13 protein-coding genes are annotated in these 13368 nt (G+C 66.3%); 11 read left to right on the forward strand and 2 right to left on the reverse strand.

Going from position 1 to position 13368, the window contains the following annotated elements:
• Window positions 1-34: 34 nt before the first annotated feature.
• Window positions 35-841 carry an ABC transporter permease gene (locus tag QN358_RS09250; RefSeq protein ID WP_237280266.1) on the forward strand — a complete coding sequence of 269 codons (807 nt, stop codon included), beginning with the start codon at window positions 35-37 and terminating at the stop codon, window positions 839-841.
• Window positions 842-886: 45 nt separating this feature from the next.
• Here the strand turns inward: QN358_RS09250 and QN358_RS09255 are convergent, their stop codons facing one another.
• Together QN358_RS09255 and QN358_RS09260 are read right to left on the reverse strand one after the other, a co-directional pair.
• Window positions 887-1231, reverse strand: a complete 345-nt coding sequence (locus QN358_RS09255) for a type II toxin-antitoxin system PemK/MazF family toxin (protein WP_323512159.1) — start codon at window positions 1229-1231, stop codon at window positions 887-889.
• Window positions 1232-1265: 34 nt separating this feature from the next.
• Window positions 1266-1523, reverse strand: a complete 258-nt coding sequence (locus QN358_RS09260; RefSeq protein WP_136641050.1) for a ribbon-helix-helix protein, CopG family — start codon at window positions 1521-1523, stop codon at window positions 1266-1268.
• Between the two features lie 294 nt (window positions 1524-1817).
• Between QN358_RS09260 and QN358_RS09265 the strand changes: the two genes are divergently transcribed.
• The 10 genes from QN358_RS09265 to QN358_RS09310 all read left to right on the forward strand — a co-directional run bounded on the left by QN358_RS09265 (window position 1818) and on the right by QN358_RS09310 (window position 13329).
• A complete protein-coding gene (locus QN358_RS09265; protein ID WP_201799227.1) occupies window positions 1818-2924 on the forward strand; it encodes an acyl-CoA desaturase in 1107 nt (368 codons plus the stop codon).
• A 10-nt stretch (window positions 2925-2934) separates the two neighbouring features.
• A complete protein-coding gene (locus QN358_RS09270; RefSeq protein ID WP_237280254.1) occupies window positions 2935-3585 on the forward strand; it encodes a hypothetical protein in 651 nt (216 codons plus the stop codon).
• Between the two features lie 66 nt (window positions 3586-3651).
• Window positions 3652-4932 carry a CynX/NimT family MFS transporter gene (locus tag QN358_RS09275; protein WP_136641049.1) on the forward strand — a complete coding sequence of 427 codons (1281 nt, stop codon included), beginning with the start codon at window positions 3652-3654 and terminating at the stop codon, window positions 4930-4932.
• 147 nt (window positions 4933-5079) lie between these two features.
• On the forward strand, window positions 5080-5631 hold the full coding sequence (locus QN358_RS09280) for a GtrA family protein (protein ID WP_136641048.1): 552 nt from the start codon (window positions 5080-5082) through the stop codon (window positions 5629-5631).
• Between the two features lie 37 nt (window positions 5632-5668).
• On the forward strand, window positions 5669-7144 hold the full coding sequence (locus QN358_RS09285; protein ID WP_323512160.1) for a glycosyltransferase family 2 protein: 1476 nt from the start codon (window positions 5669-5671) through the stop codon (window positions 7142-7144).
• On the forward strand, window positions 7141-9195 hold the full coding sequence (locus tag QN358_RS09290) for a hypothetical protein (protein ID WP_323512161.1): 2055 nt from the start codon (window positions 7141-7143) through the stop codon (window positions 9193-9195). The genes QN358_RS09285 and QN358_RS09290 overlap by 4 nt, the downstream gene beginning before the upstream one ends.
• Window positions 9196-9214: 19 nt before the next feature.
• The gene (locus QN358_RS09295; protein ID WP_323512162.1) at window positions 9215-10180 is read left to right on the forward strand and encodes a DUF4397 domain-containing protein; all 966 of its coding nucleotides are present in this window, start codon (window positions 9215-9217) and stop codon (window positions 10178-10180) included.
• Entirely contained in the window at window positions 10177-11817 is a 1641-nt protein-coding gene (locus tag QN358_RS09300; protein WP_323512163.1) for a class F sortase, read from the forward strand. The genes QN358_RS09295 and QN358_RS09300 overlap by 4 nt, the downstream gene beginning before the upstream one ends.
• Before the next feature lie 69 nt (window positions 11818-11886).
• The gene (locus tag QN358_RS09305; RefSeq protein ID WP_136641044.1) at window positions 11887-12663 is read left to right on the forward strand and encodes a polyprenol monophosphomannose synthase; all 777 of its coding nucleotides are present in this window, start codon (window positions 11887-11889) and stop codon (window positions 12661-12663) included.
• Window positions 12664-12825: 162 nt separating this feature from the next.
• Window positions 12826-13329, forward strand: coding sequence for a GNAT family N-acetyltransferase (locus QN358_RS09310; RefSeq protein WP_136641043.1), 504 nt, complete (start codon window positions 12826-12828; stop codon window positions 13327-13329).
• Window positions 13330-13368: the final 39 nt, after the last annotated feature.

The raw sequence follows: 13368 nt of genomic DNA on the forward strand, positions 1-13368 counted from the left end.
TCTGACAGGGCCCCCCACCCGCCGCTCGTCGGGCATGGCCCTGATGTGGTCGGAGCTCTCCGTGCTGTTCCGGCGCCGCCGAACCATCGTGATGCTCGCCGCGCTGGCGCTCATCCCCGTGCTGGTCGCCGTGGCCGTGCGCATCTCGTCGGCGGGGTCTTCGGGCCGCGGGCCGGCCTTCATCAACCAGATCGCCGGCAACGGGCTCTTCGTGAGCCTCGTGGCCCTCACCATCTGCATTCCCCTCTTTCTGCCGCTCACGGTGGGCGTGGTCGCGGGCGACACCATCGCGGGCGAGGCGAGCCTCGGCACGCTGCGCTACCTGCTCGTGTCGCCGGCGGGGCGCATCCGGATGCTCGTGGTCAAGTACATCGCGGCCATCGTCTTCACCGCCGCCGCCACCGTGGTGATCGTTGTCGCAGGCATCGTCGTCGGCGCCATTCTCTTTCCCGTCGGGCCTGTCACGCTGCTCTCGGGCGGCACCATCAGCATCGGCGAATCGGTCGTGCGGGCCTTGCTCATCGCCTCGTACGTCACCGTCTCGCTGCTCGGCCTGAGCGCCATCGGCGTGTTCATCTCGACCCTGACCGACGTGCCCGTCGGGGCCATGGCTGCCACGGTCGTCATCTCGATCGTCGCCCAGGTGGCTGACTCGCTGCCGCAGCTCGACTGGCTGCACCCCTGGCTCTTCAGCCACTACTGGCTGAACTTCGCCGACCTGCTGCGCCAGCCCATCGAGTGGTCGTCGTTCGGTTCGAACGCCCTGCTGCAGCTCGGCTACGTGGTCGTGTTCGGCGCCCTCGCCTACGGCCGCTTCTCGTCGAAAGACGTTCTCTCGTAACCCCCGCCCGCGCGCCCCAAGCGGCTGGAGAGCCGCTTGGGGCGGTCAGAGCGCGAGGATGAGCCGCAAACCGCGATCGACGTCGCGGAGCACGTACAGTGGCAGGTCAGCCGTCTGTTCGACGAGATCGCCCTTGTCGAGCGTGACGAGTTGCGAGACGTTGACCGCCGAGTCTTTCGGGAGCCCCGAAGCGGCCGCCGGCACGAAAACGTTGCCGGGATACTCGGCGATCTGAGTGTTCGAGGTCACCACGGCAACGGTGACCGTGGCGATCGCGCTCGCTGAGAACTCGTCTGCCTGCACCACCACCACGGGTCGACGCTTGGCGGGCGCGCTGCCGCGCGCCTCACCCAGGTCGACCCACCACACAGAACCACGACGAATCACCATTCGTCGTCGCCCCACCACACAAAACGACGACGAATCACCATTCGTCGTCGGCCGTGAGCGCTGCAAGACGTTCGCGGCCGACGCGCGTGACCGTCGCTGTCTCAGCCTGAAGCAGAGTGCCGCTGCGGAGCACCGCGGCGTCTATCTCGCGGGTCAACGACAACGCATCCAGAGCGTCAAGGTACCGCTCTGCCGCCCTCGAGAAGAACTCCGAGCGGTTCATGTGGAGTTCTGCGGCACGTTGGTCAACACGATGGAACGTTTCGTCTGGTACCGATATCGCCGTCTTCATGACGTCAGTATAACTCGGTATAACAGCTGCAAGCGAGGGAGAGATGGCACGCTCGCAGCCGGAGTGTGAACGGGCCTCGGTAGTCATGAACTGAGCGTATCTCACTTAGGGTACGGCGTGGCTCAACATAGCTGCGGATTTGCTGCCAAAGGGGGTTTCTGCCGCCAAGCTGGGTGTGCTGAGAACCGGGCTGCCCTAGATTCATGAATGGTAGCCCCAGTCCTTGGTCGCCACGAGAATGCGCGGCGACAGCGGCATCGTTCTCTTCCTGATCAACTCGCGGAATGAGGCTCAATTGTGAGCAGCCCTTCAATCACCCCGCCCGTCGTGACGTTCACCAGAACGAAGCCGGGTGGCAACAAATCGAACCCGACCACCGAGTACTCCGCGCTGCTGCGTACGGTACGCGATGCTGGCCTGCTGCGGCGCCGCACGGGCTACTACTACATCATGTTCAGCGCCCTCACCCTGGCACTGGGCGGCGTCATCGTCGGCATCGCGCTGCTCGGCGACACCTGGTACCAGCTCATCATGGCCGGGCTGCTCGGCATCATCCTCACCCAGTACGCCTTTCTGGCGCACGAGGCCTCGCACCGCCAGGTCTTCGAGTCGGGCAAGACCAACGATGTGGCCGGCCGCATGCTTGCCAACCTCTTCGTGGGTATCAGCTACAGCTGGTGGATGACGAAGCACAGCCGGCACCACGCCAACCCCAACATCATCGGCAAAGACCCCGACATCGACCGCGACGTCGTGTCGTTCACTCCCGAGCAGGCCGCACAGGCCAAGGGCATCTACGGCTGGTTCACCCGCCGCCAGGGCACGTTCTTCTTTCCGATTCTCGTTCTCGAGGGCCTGAACCTGCACCTGCACGGCTTTCGCACCGTCTTCGGCCGCGGCAAGGTCGACAAGCGGGCCGTCGAGATCGTCATGCTGGTCTCCCGCATCGGCCTGTATGTGGCGCTCATCTTCATGACCCTGCCGCTCGGCATGGCGTTCGCGTTCATCGGCGTACAGGTCGCAGTGTTCGGCGTGTACATGGGTTCGTCTTTCGCCCCGAACCACGTGGGAATGCCCATCCTGCCGCACGACTCGAAGGTCGACTTTCTGCAGCGCCAGGTGCTCACCGGCCGCAACATCAGCGGTGGTTGGTTCATGAACATCTTCATGGGCGGCCTCAACTACCAGGTCGAGCACCACCTGTTTCCGAACATGCCCCGCCCGGCATTGAAGAGCGCCCAGGTCATCGCCCGCGAGTACTGCGAAACACACACCATTCTGTACACAGAGACCACCCTGCCCCAGGCCTACGCCATTGTGGTGAAGCACCTGAACAAGGTCGGTCTGAGCGCGGCGAGCAAAGAGTTCGCCTGCCCGGCTGCCGCCTCGTACGGCCGCTAGAGTTCTCACCATGCCGATGCGCCCCCGAACCCGCGAACAGCGGTTCGAGGGGCGCATCGCTGGTTTCGGCAGCACGTCGGGCACCCGGTTCGTCGTCGGAATGTGGCAGCACTCCCCCTTTGGCCGCTTCGTCGACGTGATGATCGAGCAGCCCGGCGGCCACCGCACCCTGCTCGCACCGAGCGACGCGGTCGCCGAGTACGTGTCGACCACCTACACGTTCGATCAGACGACGGTTCTGGATGTCTCGTTCCGCCGCATCGACGGAGGCCTCCGCATCGACGCTCGCGCCGGCACCGAAAGCACCCTCTCGCTGTCGCTCGCCGTCGGCACCCTCACGCCCCTCGGCCGCCTGCTGCGGGCGATACCCCCGCCACTCGCCACTGCGCCGGCCTGGCTCACGCTCATCGACCCGGCCGCCCGCGTGTTGGTGCCCGGGGCACGCACCAGCGGCAGCGCCGGCGCCGGCCGTCGCGAGTACTACGGCGTGCGCACGATTCGGGCGCTCACCGCGATCAGCGGGCACTACGACGGGAGCGACGTAGGTGCTCTCGCACGGCTCGATCCACCCGTGACCTTCGGGTTCGGCTCTGCCCCGGCGGCTCCGAGCCTGGTCGACCTCACCACGGTCATCCGGCAGCAGCCGGAGGCCCGGGAGTAGCATAGACACCGACCGAAGGCGGCTCGCCCGAGGCCAGGTGAGCCGAAGACCACGAAGGCACGCTACATGAAGCAGTTCACCCGTCGAGCGTTTCCTTGGCCGATGCTGGTGGGAATCGTACTGATCGGGTTCATTCTGCGCGGGCCGATCATTGCGGTGGCACCGATCACGGGTATTCTGCGTGCCGACCTCGGGCTGACGGCCGCCGAGGTGGGGCTGCTCACGAGCCTGCCGGTGCTGTGCTTCGCCCTCGTCACCCCGCTGGCCTCGTTCTTCGTGGGCCGCGGCGGGGCGAACTTCTCGACGACTGTCGCCATCATCGGGGTGGGCATCGGGTCGATCGTGCGCTCGTCGGGCGGCGTGGAGGCCGCCTTCGTCGGCACCGTCATCATGGGCGGGTTCATCACCATCGGCAACGTGGTGGTGCCGGTGCTGATCCGCCGTGACGTGCCACCGCAGCGGGTGGGTATCGTCACGGGTGCCTACACGTCGGCCCTCAACGTCAGCTCGATGATCACGTCACTGGCGACCGCACCGCTCGCCGAGGCGTTCGGTTGGCACGTGGCCCTTCTCGCGTGGCTGGGGTTCGTGGTGATCGCTGCGGGCGGCTGGATGTTCGCAGTGGGCCCCCGCGCCGCATTCCGTTTCGGTCCCGTCGCCCCGCTCATCGAGACGGGTGCGGTCGACACGGTTGTCATCGACACGGGTCGCATCGACCTGCGGCCGACCAGCGCCGCAGAAGAGGCTCGGCGGCCGCGCACGTGGCGAAGTGCATCCGCCCTGCTGCTCGCGCTGGCTTTCTCGGGGCAGGCCTTCGCGTACTACGGGCTGACAGCCTGGTTTCCGTCGATTCTCGTTCAGGAGCTCGGCTTCACGGTGACGGCCGCCGGGTCGAGTTCGTCTGTCTTTCAGATCGCTGCCGTGGTGGGCGCGCTGGGGGTGCCGTTGCTGTCACAACGCATTGGCGTTCCGCGCACCTTCGCACTCGTGGCTGCGCTCTGGCTGAGCTGCCCCATCGGGCTGCTGCTGGCGCCGAGCTCTTGGTTGGCGTGGGGGTTCTTCGGCGGCGTGGCCCAGGGCGGCGGCATCACGATCGTGTTCATGCTCATCGTTCAGCTCGCCGTGAGCGGAACACACGCACGAGGGCTGTCGGCCATGATCCAGGGCACCGGTTATGCCCTGGGTGCCACGGCGCCGACTCTCATCGGAGCCGTGCACGACGCGACGGGTGCCTGGGGTGCGCCGCTCGCGGTCGTGGGTATCGGCACGCTGGCGTTCACGGCTGCCGGGCTCGCCGGGTCGCTGCGTGCGACACGGGGAACCCGGCAGAGCGTTATAGAACGATGACCCCGCGACCACAATTGGTGCTCACCACCAGGTCTGCTGCTCGCTAGCCACTACGTCACGAACGAGCGTTCCGCAACCGGGCTGGCCTCGATTGGCCGAAATCCAAGCTCGACCAAACCCGTTAGCGAGTGGCTCCGCATACCCACTATGTCAATCACCATAGAACCGTCGTCTTCACCCGAGAGGGTGAAACGTCTGGCTGTGCGGTTGCGCCGATCTGGTCGACGACTCACGTCGTTCGGGCTGATCGGCGGAATCGCCTTCGTGGTCGACTTCGCTGTGTACAACGCCCTGCGGGCGACCGTTCTCAGCGATTCACCGATCTGGTCGAAAGTCGTTTCGGTGAGCATCTCGATGGTTGTCGCCTGGATTGGCAACCGGTATCTCACTTTTCGAAACCAACGCTCATCGAACGCCCTGAAAGAGGGCTTTCTCTTCGCCGTCGTGAACCTCCTCGGGTTGCTCATCGCCACGGGCTGTCTGTTCGTTTCGCACTACCTGCTTGGATTCACCTCGCAGCTCGCTGACAACATCTCCGGCAACGTGATCGGTCTTGTTCTCGGCACAGCATTCCGTTTTGCGGCTTATCACTTCGTGGTCTTCCGCACGGCGCCGGCTCACCCGATGGCCGAGGCCATGCCGGATGCCCGCCCTGTCGTACTCGAATACGAACCCCAGGGCGCCCTGCTCTCTGACTAGCGCTACTCCACCGCACCACCCACTCTGGAGATCGACGATGACATTCGTGACAGACGCTACGCCCGCGCCCGCGGGCCCTGCGCCTCTGCTTACCCCCGCCCCCCTGCCGAGCCCCGACTCGGTGATCGACCCCAACCGCCCCGACCCGTCGCAGATCACCCCCGGTGACCCCGTGTCGGCCTTCGGGTTTCTCCCGCACTGGAGCCCCGGCGAGTGGATCGGCTACACCAGCCTGATGCTCGTGGCAGTGCTGCTCACCGTGATCGCAGCAACCACGCTGTGGTGGATGCTGCACGCCTGGCGCTCGCCCTCGAGCCTCACCCGCACGCAGTTCTCGGCGAACCCGAGGCCCGCGGCCCACTCGTTCACGCTGCTCGTTCCGGGGCGGCACGAAGAGGAGGTGCTGGGTGAAACGCTCGACGTGCTGGCCCAGCAAGACCACCCCGACTTCGAGATCATCGCGATTGTCGGCCACGACGACCCCGGTACCGAAGCGGTGGCCCGCGCCGCCGCCGAGCGGCACCCCGACCTCATCAGGGTCATCGTCGACGACAGCGTGCCCAAGAACAAGCCGAAGGCGCTGAACCTCGCCCTGAAGTCGGCCCGCGGTGACGTCATCGGCGTGTTCGACGCCGAAGACGAGGTGCACCCTCGCCTTCTCACGGTGGTCGACTCGAAATTTCAGGAGACCGACGCCGACGTGGTTCAGGGCGGCGTTCAGCTGATGAACTTCGAGAGCAGTTGGTGGGCGCTTCGTAACGTGCTCGAGTACTATTTCTGGTTTCGGTCGCGCCTGCACTTTCACGCGAAGAGCAAGTTCATTCCTCTCGGCGGCAACACGGTGTTCGTCACCAAAGAGTGGCTCGACTGGTCTGAAGGATGGGATGCGAACTGCCTGGCCGAAGACTGCGAGCTGGGCGTTCGACTCTCGAGCGCCCAGGCGAAAGTCGTCGTGGCGTACAACCCCGAGTTCGTGACCCGCGAAGAGACCCCCGGCTCGATGACGTCGCTCTACAAGCAGCGCACGCGCTGGAACCAGGGCTTTCTTCAAGTTCTCGGCAAGGGCGAGTGGCACAAACTGCCCACCCTGAAGCAGCGGATGTTCGCCCGGTACCTCTTGGCCATGCCGTTCCTGCAGGCAGCGACCGGCATGCTCATCCCATTCTCGCTGTTGCTCATCATCTTTGTGAAGGTGCCCACCATCGTCGCGCTGGTGACGTTTCTGCCCCTCGTGCCCACCATCATCACGCTGGCGGTCGAGGCCACGGGACTCGCCGAGTTCGGCCGGGTCTACGACAAGAAGGTTCGGGTTCGCGACTACGTGAAGCTCGTGCTCGGTCTTCTGCCGTACCAGGTGTTTCTCGCCCTCGCGGCGATCAGGTCGGTCATCCGGCAGGTTCGCGGAATCAACAGCTGGGAGAAGACCGAACACACCGGAGCACACCGCTCTGACGAGACCACCTCGTCGGCCGCACCCTCATTCGCACTTCAGCAGGCAGGAGGAACGTCATGACCAGCACCCTCGAACGCCCCTCAGACACACCTTCACACACACCCTCTGACATCGACAACGCCACCGAGACCAGCACCGCCGCGACGGGGGCCGCAAAGCCACCGCGGCGGCGATCACGCTTCACCGACCGCATTCGGCGCAGCCGTCGCTCAGCCGTCTGGTTCGTGCCCGTGCTCGTGCTCGGCGCGGTGGCGCAGATCGTCAACCTCGCCGGATCGCCCCAGCGCATCGATGATGAAGGCACGTACACCGCTCAGGCCTGGGCCATCGACAAGCTCGGCGAATTGACGCACTACACCTATTGGTACGACCACCCGCCGCTCGGCTGGCTGCAGCTCGCGGGGTACGCGAAACTGACCGGCGCGTTCGATCGCTATGACACCGCGGTGCTGGCCGGCCGCGAGTTCATGGTCGTCAGCGTCATTGTCAGCGCCGCACTGCTCTGGGTGCTGGCACGCCGACTGCGATTCAGCCGACCGGCCGCCGCCATCACGCTGCTGCTGTTCACGCTGTCACCCCTCGCCCTGCAGTTTCACCGTTCGGTGTACCTCGACAACATCGCCACGCCCTGGCTCATCGGCTCGATCATTCTGGCCATGAGTCACCGCAAGCAGCTCGCCAGCTTCATCGGCAGTGCTGCCTGCCTCGGAATCGCTGTTCTTTCGAAAGAGACCTTTCTGCTCGCGCTGCCACTCGTGGCGTGGCTGATGTGGCGAAACGCCCACCCGGCAACCCGGCGCTACACACTCTCTGTCGCAGCGAGCGTACTCGCGCTGATCGGGTTGACGTACGTTCTGCTTGCCGCGGTGAAGGGCGAGGTCTTCTCGGGCGCCGGACATGCCAGCCTCATCGACGGCCTGAGCTTTCAGCTGTCGAACCGCCAGTCGAGTGGGTCGATCGGCGACCCGAACAGCCTCATCAATAAGACATTCTCGATGTGGTGGCAGCTCGACCCGGTCTTCATCGTGGCCGGTGTCGTGGCGGGAATCGTGGCCCTGTTCATCCGGCGCCTGCGCCCCTTCGCGATTCTGCTGCTCGCGCTGGTGGCATTCATGTTCCGGCCCGGCGGCTACCTTCCGGTGCCGTACATCATCGCCCTGCTGCCGTTCGGCGCACTTCTGGTGGTGGGCGTGGTTCAGAACGCCGTACAGAAGCTGCTTCGTACGTCGAAGGCCACCCCCGCCAGGCGGGTGACGGCCGCGGTCGTCATTGTCGCCACAGTGGCTGCAGGAGTCGTGGCGGTACCGCTCTGGAGCACGCAGCTGCGCGGATTCTTTCTGGCCGACCTCGACCAGCCGACCCGCGAAGCGCAGGCCTGGATCGACGCGAATGTGGGCCGCGAGTCACGCCTCATCGTCGACGACTCGATGTGGGTCGATTCGGTGAACGCCGGTTTCGCCCGCCAGAACGTCACGTGGTACTACAAGGTCGACACCGACCCCGCGGTGCAGGCGCTCTCGCCAAACGGCTGGCGCGACTCCGACTACGTGATCACCACGAACTCGATGCGCTCGCTGTTGTCGACCTTTCCGCAGGTCAACCAGGCCGTCGACAATTCGGTCGTGGTGGCCAGCTTCGGGCTGGGCGACCAGCAGGTCGACGTTCGCAAGATCGACCCTGACGGCATCACGCAGGCCACGACCGATGCCGACACCGCGAGCAAGGCACGCTCCTCCGCCGGTACCCAGCTGGCGGCGAACACGCGGCTCACCCTCGCACCATCGGCCAAAGACCTGCTGACGGGTGGCCAGGTCGACTCGCGCGGCATTCTGGCTCTCGGTCAGCTGCTCGCCCAGTCGAGCGTGACGGTCTCCGACTTTCCGCTGGTCGACGGCGAGCAGAACGCCGCTCGTCGCCAGATCCTCATCTCGTCGATCAACGGGCAGCCCACGCCTGCCGGCTCCCTCGCTGCAGCCGACGTCTCGGCGTACTTCTCCTCGCTGACCAACACCAACACCATCGCCCCGACGCTCACGCAGACCGCAGACGGTGTGCTGGTCACCTTCGCCTTCGGTGAGCCGACCGGCCTCCTCCCCACCCCCCAGAACTGACCCCGAAAGGAACCGCACCATGACTTCAGTACACGAGAACCGCTCGACCTGGTCGAAGGTGGCCGCCGCAACGGTGGCCGTCAGCGCAGGGCTCCTGCTCACCGTCTTCGGGGCCTCGTCGGCCCAGGCGGCGACAGCCGCACCCCAAGCCGCCTCGCAAGCCGCATCGCAGTCGGCAGCCCCGGTGGCTGCCGCCGCGAACACCGGCTGGATCCGGCTCGTCCATCTCTCGCCCGACACGAAGGCCGTCGATATTCAGCTCACCGCGCTCTCCGGCGGCCAGGTGCTCGAGTCCCTCACCAATGTGATCTACGGTCAGGTGTCTGACTACATGGCGCTACCGCAGGGCACCTACGTGGTGGCGATGGTTCCGGCGGGGGGCGACATGGCCCACCCGCTCATCCAGACCTCGATAAATGTCACGCAGGGGCAGCCGATGACGGTGGCCGCCATCGGCACCAACGCCAAGCTGACCACAGCGGTGTTCCCCGACGACCTCACCACCCCGACCGATGGCCAGTCGCGCGTTCGGGTCATTCAGGCGTCGACCACGGTTCCGTCGGTGAGCATCGCCACGAGCGCGGGCGCGGTCATCGCGACCGACGCGAAAGAGGGCACCGCGACGAACTACGCCAGCGTTCCAGCCGGGCCGTGGAACCTCGCGCTCACCGGCGCGGGCGCGGCAGCCTCGACCACGCAGATCACGCTGGGCGCAGGAACCGTGTCATCACTGTTCGTGCTCGACAACGCCTCAGGCGGTGTGACCATCAAGTCGGTCACCGACGCGGCGAGTGTCGGCGCAGCCCTGCCCACCGGCGGCATACAGACCGGTGGCGGCTGGGCCGCAGAGCACGTGGCCGGCGCGACCGGCGCTCGGGTTTCTGACACCGTGGGTCTGGCGCTCAGCGGCAGCATGCTCGCTGCGCTGGCTCTCGCCATCCTGCTTGTTCGTCGCTCGAACCGACTGGCAACCGGGGGCAAATGATGCGGCGCACCCCGGCAGCAGTGTTGGGTGCCGCCGCGGTCGCCGTCGGTCTGACGCTGGCCGGATGCACGGCGGCACCCGCCCCGGCACCGACCACCACAGCGGCACCCACCGGCGTGGCCGGCGCCAATCAGGTCGCCACCCGGTTTCTGACGGAGTACGTCGATTCCGGCCGCGTCGTTCGGCGCGACCAGGGGTCTGACACGGTGAGCGAAGGGCAGGCCTACGGCATGCTGCTCGCCGTCGGAGTGAACGACAAGGCCACGTTCGACTCGATCTGGAGCTGGACCCAGACCAACCTGCAACGCCCAGACGGCCTCATGGCGTGGAACTGGAAAGACGGAAAAGTTGTCGACTCCGAGCCCGCGAGCGATGCCGACCTCGACATGGCCCGGGCTCTCGTCGAAGCGGGAACGAAATTCTCCGACCCTGCGCTCATAGCAAGCGGCGACAAGCTGGGCGGGCTGATTCTCGACAAGTTGACGGTGACCACGGCGACCGGGCGCATCCTGCTGCCCGGCCTCTGGGCCGCGGCCAGCTCGCCGTACGCCTACAACCCGTCGTACGCGTCGCCCGCCGCGTTCAGCGAGCTGGGAGCGAGTTCGGGCGACCCGCGGTGGGCCGAGCTCAGCGCTGGGTCTCGTGCGGTCACAACGACACTGCTCACGAAGAGTGCGCTGCCGCCCGACTGGGCACAGGTGCACGCTGACGGAACCGTCGACCAAATGCCCGCACCACGAGGTGACAGCAGCGCGAACACCGTGGAATACAGCTACGACGCGGCTCGCCTGCCGATCAGGTACGCCGAGTCGTGCGACCCGGCCGACACCGCTCTCGCGGCGAAACTGGTGTCGACGCTGTCGCGTTCAGACCCACTGAAGGCACAGCTCGACCTCGGCGGCACCGCGACAACGACCGACACCAATCCCGTGAGCTACGCCGCGCGGGCTGCCGCCTACGCGGCAGCGGCCCAGCCCGACAAATCCGACGCCGATCTGGCGACAGCCGACACGCTCGATCAGACCACGCCGACATACTATGGCGCGGCGTGGACGGCCCTCTCGATGCAGCTGCTCGAGACGGCCAACCTCGGCTCGTGCCCTCCGCTGGCTTCGGCCTCGGGGGGCGTGGGGGCCAACCAAGACCCCCAGGCGACGTCGGTGAGTTCGACCAGCTCGAAGAAAGCTGAGGGGCTGACACCGGTGCGCGTGCAGATACCCGACATCGGGGTCGATTCGGGGCTCGAGTCGCTCACGCGCGATCAGACCGGCGCCATCCTCCCGCCCACCGATTTCGCCTCGGCCGGCTGGTACAAAGACGGGGTGGTGCCGGGCGACACCGGGCCCGCCGTCATCGCGGGGCACATCGACTCAGCCATCGGGCCGGCCGTGTTCTACACGCTGTCGTCGCTGAAACCGGGGGCGAAGGTCACCGTGACGCTGTCAGATGCGAGCACGGTGACCTACACCGTGAACAGCGAGCTGCAGGCGCCGAAGCAACAGTTTCCGACCGATCAGGTGTACGGGCCCACGCCCGACGCCCAGCTGCGGCTCATCACCTGCGGCGGGGTGTTCGACGACTCGTACGGGCACTACCTCGACAACGTGGTGGTGTTCGCGACCAAGACCTCGGCGTGAGCATCCGTATTGCTGAACACCCATTGTTGAACACCCACTGCCGAACACCCACTCTCGAAAGGCTGAACCATGCGCGACGCACTCGTGATCATTCCGACCTACAACGAGCTCGAAAACCTTCGACCCATCGTCGAACGGGTGCTGGCCACCGGCACCGCCGACGTGCTGATCGTCGACGATGGATCGCCTGACGGCACTGGCCGCCTGGCCGACGAACTGGCCCACGCCGACCCTGCGATCAGCGTTCTGCACCGCTCGGAGAAGTCGGGGCTCGGCATGGCCTACCTCGCGGGGTTCGAGTGGGGCCTGGCCCGCGGCTACACGGCGCTCGTCGAGATGGACGCCGACGGTTCGCACCACCCCGAAGCCCTGCCCGAGCTGCTCGCGCAACTCGTCGACCACGACCTCGTGCTCGGCTCCCGCTGGGTCGAGGGTGGCCGAGTGGAGAACTGGCCGGCCAAACGTAAACTGCTGAGCCGGGGCGGCAACCTGTACGCGCAGCTTGCGCTCGGAATCGCTGTCAAAGATGCCACCGGCGGCTTTCGGGCGTACCGTTCGAGCGCACTCGAACGCATCGGGCTCACGGCTGTCGAGTCACACGGCTACTGCTTTCAGCTCGATCTGGTGTGGCGGGCGCTGCAGGCGGGGCTGCGGGTGGTGGAGGTGCCCATCACATTCACCGAGCGAACCGTCGGCGAGTCGAAGATGAGTGGGTCGATCGTTCGCGAGTCGCTCGTACGGGTCACGGTGTGGGGGCTGCGGCGGCGAGCGCAGGCGGTGCGGGCGGTCGTGGTGAATCACCACCGGCTGCCGTCGGTGCGGGCGACGTCGTCGGTGGTGCGCTGAGGGTTCACAGGTGCCACGCGGCCCGCGCACACGGCAGCGGCGCGGCGCATCGAGACCCGCGCCCTGCGGTGGCGGCGCATCACGCGGGCCAGCGGGGTGCTGGTTCAGTGAGCGGGTGGAGGAGAATTGTGGGGAGCGATCGTACTGAATGAGATGAGAGTCATGCCCGAGCATCCTGAAGCCCCCTACACCTTCGAACGCGTCGAATACGACGATGCGCGGGCGGTCGAGCTGCGACGCGTCATGGATCTCGACATGAACGAGCGCTACAACGACGGCATCAACTCGCCCTCAGACCCCGCGGTCGTGAAGGCGCTCACTGTGAACCCAGCCGATGTGCAGGCGACGGTGCTCGTGATCGACGCCGACCAGACTCCGATCGGGCACGCGGCGCTGCGGCTGCTGCGGGGCGATTGGGAGGTCAAGCGGGTCATCGTCGCGGGCGACCAGCGCGGGCGCGGTGTCGGCCGGGCACTGATGACCGAACTCGAACACATCGCGCGGGCCGGCGGTGCGGTGCGGCTGATTCTGCAGACGGGTAACAAGCAGCCCGAGGCCGTGGCGCTCTACACCCGCCTCGGCTACACCCCCATCGCCGTGTACGAGCCGTACATCGAGGCGATTCCGTTCTCGCTCTGCTACGAGAAGCCGCTGCCGCGCGCCTGACACTCTTGCGCAGTGCAAATGTAGGAGTCTGGGGCAGAC

Source organism: Subtercola sp. RTI3, assembly GCF_035018625.1.
Classification (GTDB): domain Bacteria; phylum Actinomycetota; class Actinomycetes; order Actinomycetales; family Microbacteriaceae; genus Subtercola; species Subtercola vilae.

Excerpts from the sequence above, each read along its gene's own strand:
- QN358_RS09305 (WP_136641044.1), top strand. The coding sequence starts at position 11,887 with ATGCGCGACGCACTCGTGATCATTCCGACCTACAACGAGCTCGAAAAC.
- QN358_RS09285 (WP_323512160.1), top strand. The coding sequence starts at position 5,669 with ATGACATTCGTGACAGACGCTACGCCCGCGCCCGCGGGCCCTGCGCCT.
- QN358_RS09255 (WP_323512159.1), bottom strand. The coding sequence starts at position 1,231 with ATGGTGATTCGTCGTGGTTCTGTGTGGTGGGTCGACCTGGGTGAGGCG.
- QN358_RS09300 (WP_323512163.1), top strand. The coding sequence starts at position 10,177 with ATGATGCGGCGCACCCCGGCAGCAGTGTTGGGTGCCGCCGCGGTCGCC.
- QN358_RS09280 (WP_136641048.1), top strand. The coding sequence starts at position 5,080 with ATGTCAATCACCATAGAACCGTCGTCTTCACCCGAGAGGGTGAAACGT.
- QN358_RS09295 (WP_323512162.1), top strand. The coding sequence starts at position 9,215 with ATGACTTCAGTACACGAGAACCGCTCGACCTGGTCGAAGGTGGCCGCC.
- QN358_RS09310 (WP_136641043.1), top strand. The coding sequence starts at position 12,826 with ATGCCCGAGCATCCTGAAGCCCCCTACACCTTCGAACGCGTCGAATAC.
- QN358_RS09270 (WP_237280254.1), top strand. The coding sequence starts at position 2,935 with ATGCCGATGCGCCCCCGAACCCGCGAACAGCGGTTCGAGGGGCGCATC.
- QN358_RS09290 (WP_323512161.1), top strand. The coding sequence starts at position 7,141 with ATGACCAGCACCCTCGAACGCCCCTCAGACACACCTTCACACACACCC.
- QN358_RS09260 (WP_136641050.1), bottom strand. The coding sequence starts at position 1,523 with ATGAAGACGGCGATATCGGTACCAGACGAAACGTTCCATCGTGTTGAC.
- QN358_RS09250 (WP_237280266.1), top strand. The coding sequence starts at position 35 with ATGGCCCTGATGTGGTCGGAGCTCTCCGTGCTGTTCCGGCGCCGCCGA.
- QN358_RS09275 (WP_136641049.1), top strand. The coding sequence starts at position 3,652 with ATGAAGCAGTTCACCCGTCGAGCGTTTCCTTGGCCGATGCTGGTGGGA.